Source organism: Microbacterium umsixpiens, assembly GCF_053543675.1.
The window spans coordinates 1-4018 of the sequence record NZ_JBLVOH010000132.1 but is presented as its reverse complement, the minus strand read 5'-3'; the positions used below and the strand labels follow the sequence as shown (position 1 = coordinate 4018).

The 4018-nt window shown below is 69.1% G+C and carries 4 protein-coding genes; 3 read left to right on the top strand and 1 reads right to left on the bottom strand.

The features are described 5' to 3' along the window. From ACNPM4_RS13220 to ACNPM4_RS13210, 3 genes are all read left to right on the top strand, one after another. Positions 1-1033: molybdopterin-dependent oxidoreductase (locus tag ACNPM4_RS13220; RefSeq protein ID WP_448985980.1), on the top strand; the 1033-nt coding region annotated here is incomplete at its 5' end. 39 nt (positions 1034-1072) lie between these two features. Further along, positions 1073-2650, top strand: a complete 1578-nt coding sequence (gene metG, locus ACNPM4_RS13215; RefSeq protein WP_448985979.1) for a methionine--tRNA ligase — start codon at positions 1073-1075, stop codon at positions 2648-2650. 18 nt (positions 2651-2668) lie between these two features. Then, positions 2669-3547 (top strand): TatD family hydrolase, encoded by an 879-nt coding sequence (locus tag ACNPM4_RS13210; protein WP_448985978.1) that lies wholly within the window; start codon positions 2669-2671, stop codon positions 3545-3547. On the opposite strand, the gene ACNPM4_RS13205 is transcribed toward ACNPM4_RS13210, so the two are convergent. Then, positions 3526-4018 (bottom strand): MFS transporter (locus ACNPM4_RS13205; protein ID WP_448985977.1); only part of this gene is annotated, 493 nt, incomplete at its 5' end. The genes ACNPM4_RS13210 and ACNPM4_RS13205 overlap by 22 nt on opposite strands.

The following is a 4018-nucleotide window of genomic DNA, read 5'->3' as shown; positions in this document are numbered from 1 at the left end:
CCCCGCGGCCGCCGGACTCGTGCTGCTGATCGTCGGGAACGTCGCGCGCGGGGCCACCCGCTCGATCGAGGTGGTCCGTGACGCGCTGCGGCTGCCGAAGCCGGCGCGAGCGGCGGCGCCGGTCCCTGCCGGCGCCGACCTGGAGATCCCCGGCCTCGCTCCGGTCGTCACCCCCAACGCCGAGTTCTACCGCATCGACACCGCGCTGATCGTGCCGCGGATCGACCCGGCCGACTGGTCGCTGCGTATCCACGGGATGGTGGACCGCGAGGTGCGCCTCACCTGGGACGAGCTGGTCGCCCTGCCGATGCAGGAGTCCGACGTCACTCTCGCGTGCGTGTCGAACGAGGTCGGCGGATCGCTGATCGGCAACGCCCGCTGGCTGGGCGTTCCGGTGCGGGAGCTGCTCGCCCGCGCGGGTGTGGATCCTGACGCCGACATGGTGCTGTCGACCTCGTCCGACGGCTTCACGGCATCCACTCCGATCGAGGCGCTCACCGACGACCGCGACGCGCTACTGGCCGTCGGCATGAACGGCGAGCCGTTGCCGATCGAACACGGGTTCCCGGCGCGACTCGTGGTCCCCGGGCTTTACGGATACGTGTCCGCGACGAAGTGGGTCACCCAGCTCGAGGTCACCCGTTTCGACCGCGCCACCGCGTACTGGACCACACGGGGATGGTCCGAGCGCGGGCCGATCAAGCTGCAGTCCCGCATCGATGTGCCGCGTGGAGGCCAGTCCGTTCCGGCCGGCGACACCGTGATCGCGGGGATGGCGTGGCAGCAGCAGGTCGGCATCGCCGGGGTCGAGGTGCGCATCGACGACGGGCCGTGGCAGCGTGCCGAGCTCGCGACCGCCATCTCCACCGACACGTGGGTGCAGTGGAGTCTGGCGTGGACCGCGGAGCGCGGATCGCACACCGTCGAATGCCGGGCGCTCAGCGTCGAGGGCGATACCCAGACATCGGATCCGGCGCCGCCCGCACCCGACGGCGCGCAGGGATGGCACCGCATCGACGTCTCGGTGGCCTGAGCGCGTAACCACCGGTGCCCGGACACCTAGAATTGCTCCATGCCCGCAGGCGAATCCTTCTACATCACCACGCCCATCTACTACCCCTCCGACGTGCCGCACATCGGTCACGGGTACACGACGGTGGCCGTCGACACGCTCGCACGGTGGCACCGCCAGGCGGGGGATGACACCTGGATGCTCACGGGCACCGATGAGCACGGCCAGAAGATGCTGCGCGCCGCGGCAGCCAACAACGTCACCCCTCAGGAGTGGGTCGACAAGCTCGTCACCGAGAGCTGGTTCCCGCTGCTGACGACGCTCGACGTCGCCAACGACGACTTCATCCGCACCACGCAGGAGCGCCACGAGACGAACGTGCAGACGTTCTTCCAGCGCCTGTACGACCGCGGCTACATCTACGCCGGCGAGTACGAGGCGCTCTACTGTGTGGGCTGTGAGGAGTTCAAGCCCGAGTCGGAGATCGTCGACGGCACCGGTCCCTTCGAGGGGCTGAAGGTCTGCGCGATCCACTCGAAGCCGCTGGAGCTGCTGCAGGAGAAGAACTACTTCTTCAAGCTGAGCGAGTTCCAGGACCGCCTGCTCGAGCTCTACAAGACGCAGCCCGACTTCGTGCGCCCGGATTCGGCGCGCAACGAGGTCGTGTCGTTCGTGAGCCAGGGGCTCAAGGACCTGTCGATCTCGCGCTCGACCTTCGACTGGGGCATCCCGCTGCCGTGGGACGAGTCGCACGTCATCTACGTGTGGGTCGATGCGCTGCTGAACTACGCCACGGCCGTCGGCTACGGCTCCGACGAGGAGACGTTCGAGCGCCGTTGGCCCGCGTACCACGTGGTGGGCAAAGACATCCTGCGCTTCCACGCCGTGATCTGGCCCGCCCTGCTGATGGCCGCCGGCCTCGAGGTGCCCCAGGGTGTCTTCGCGCACGGCTGGCTGCTGGTCGGCGGCGAGAAGATGTCCAAGTCGAAGCTCACCGGCATCGCGCCGACCGAGATCACCGACGTGTTCGGCTCCGACGCGTACCGCTTCTACTTCCTCTCCGCGATCGCGTTCGGCCAGGACGGGTCGTTCTCGTGGGAAGACCTGTCGGCCCGCTACCAGGCCGAGCTCGCGAACGGCTTCGGCAACCTCGCCTCGCGCACCACGGCGATGATCGAGAAGTACTTCGAGGGGGTCGTGCCGCCCGCGGCCGAGTACACCGAGAATGACCTCGCGATCCAGAAGATCGTGGCGGATGCGGCGAAGAACGCGGATGCCGCGGTCGCGCAGTTCCGCATCGACGAGGCCATCTCGTCGATCTGGACGATCGTCGACGCGCTCAACGGCTACATCACCGAGAACGAGCCCTGGGCGCTCGCTCGCGACGAGGCTCAGCGCGCGCGCCTGGGCACCGTGCTGTACACCTGCGCCGAGGGTCTGCGTGCTCTCGCGGTGCTGCTCTCGCCCGTGATGCCGCAGTCGACCGAGAAGCTCTGGGTCGCACTCGGTGCCGCCGAGACCCTGGGCCGTCTGCAGGACCAGCCGATCCGCGAGGCCGGAGCCTGGGGTGTGCTGCGTCCCGGCACGAGCGTCAACGGTCTCGCACCGCTGTTCCCCCGGGTGGAGGCCACGGCCTGAGCAAGGTCGGTCACGGAGATGTCGGGGACCTATGTGCAGCGCCGTGACGGCGACGGACGCAAGGATCTGAAGTATCCGGCCGCTCCCGAGCCGCTCACGGTCCCGGTGTACGACAACCATGCGCACCTGGAGATCGTCGACGGCGATGACCCGCTGTCGCTGACCGAGCAGCTCGACCGCGCGGCGGCGGTGGGCATCGCCGGGGTCGTGCAGGCTTCCGGTGACATCGAGTCGTCGCGGTGGGCCGTCGAGGCCGCGGCATCCGATCCGCGCGTGCTCGCCGCCGTCGCCATCCACCCGAACGATGCGCCGACGTACGCCGAGGAGGGCCGGCTCGACGAGGCGATCGCGGTGATCGACGACCTCGCGGCGCACCCGCGCACGCGGGCGATCGGCGAGACGGGCCTGGACTTCTTCCGTACCGAGCCCGAGCGGCAGGCGCCGCAGTTCGAATCGTTCGAGGCGCACATCGCGCTGGCGAAGAAGCACGGCATCGCGATGCAGATCCACGACCGCGATGCGCACGATGCGGTGCTGGAGACCCTGAGCCGCATCGGCGCCCCCGAGCGCACGGTGTTCCACTGCTTCTCGGGCGACGACGCGATGGCGCGCGTCTGCGCCGATGCCGGGTACCACCTGTCGTTCGCGGGGAACGTGACGTTCAAGAACGCCCAGAACCTGCGGGACGCGCTGAAGGTCACTCCGCTGGATCGCCTCCTGGTCGAGACGGACGCGCCGTTCCTCACCCCGGTGCCGCTGCGGGGGCGTCCGAATGCCCCGTACCTCGTGCCGATCACGGTGCGCTTCATGGCGGCCGAACTCGGTATCGAGGTCGATGAGCTGTGCGCCCAGCTGGCCGAGAACACCCTGCGGGTCTACGGCTCGTTCGCCGACTGACTCTCGGGTTCTTCCACGGGCTTCGCCGACACGATCTGCGAGATCGGCTTCCACACCAACAGCAGCGTGAGCGCCGCGCCGACGAACGCGAACCACCACGGTGCCGTGAGGCCCCAGACCTGGGCGATCACGCCGCCGAGCGCCTGGCCGACGACCATGCCGCCGAACACCCCGACCATGTTGACGGAGGCCACGCGCCCCTGCAGCTCGGCGGGCACGAGGCGCTGCCGCACGGTCGTGGAGATCGTGCCCCACACGAACGCGTAGGCGCCGAAGAAGAACATGATGACCAGGGCCACCCAGCCCGTGGTGGTGAGCGCGAACGACAGGTGCATGAGCACTTCGAGCGAGAGCACCACCCGCATCAGCGTCGCGAACGACACGTGCCGCTCCAGCCAGCCGAAGCTGAGTGTGGCGAGGATGCCGCCCGCCGCGGATGCCGTCGTGAGCGCGCCGTAGCCGACCCCGCCC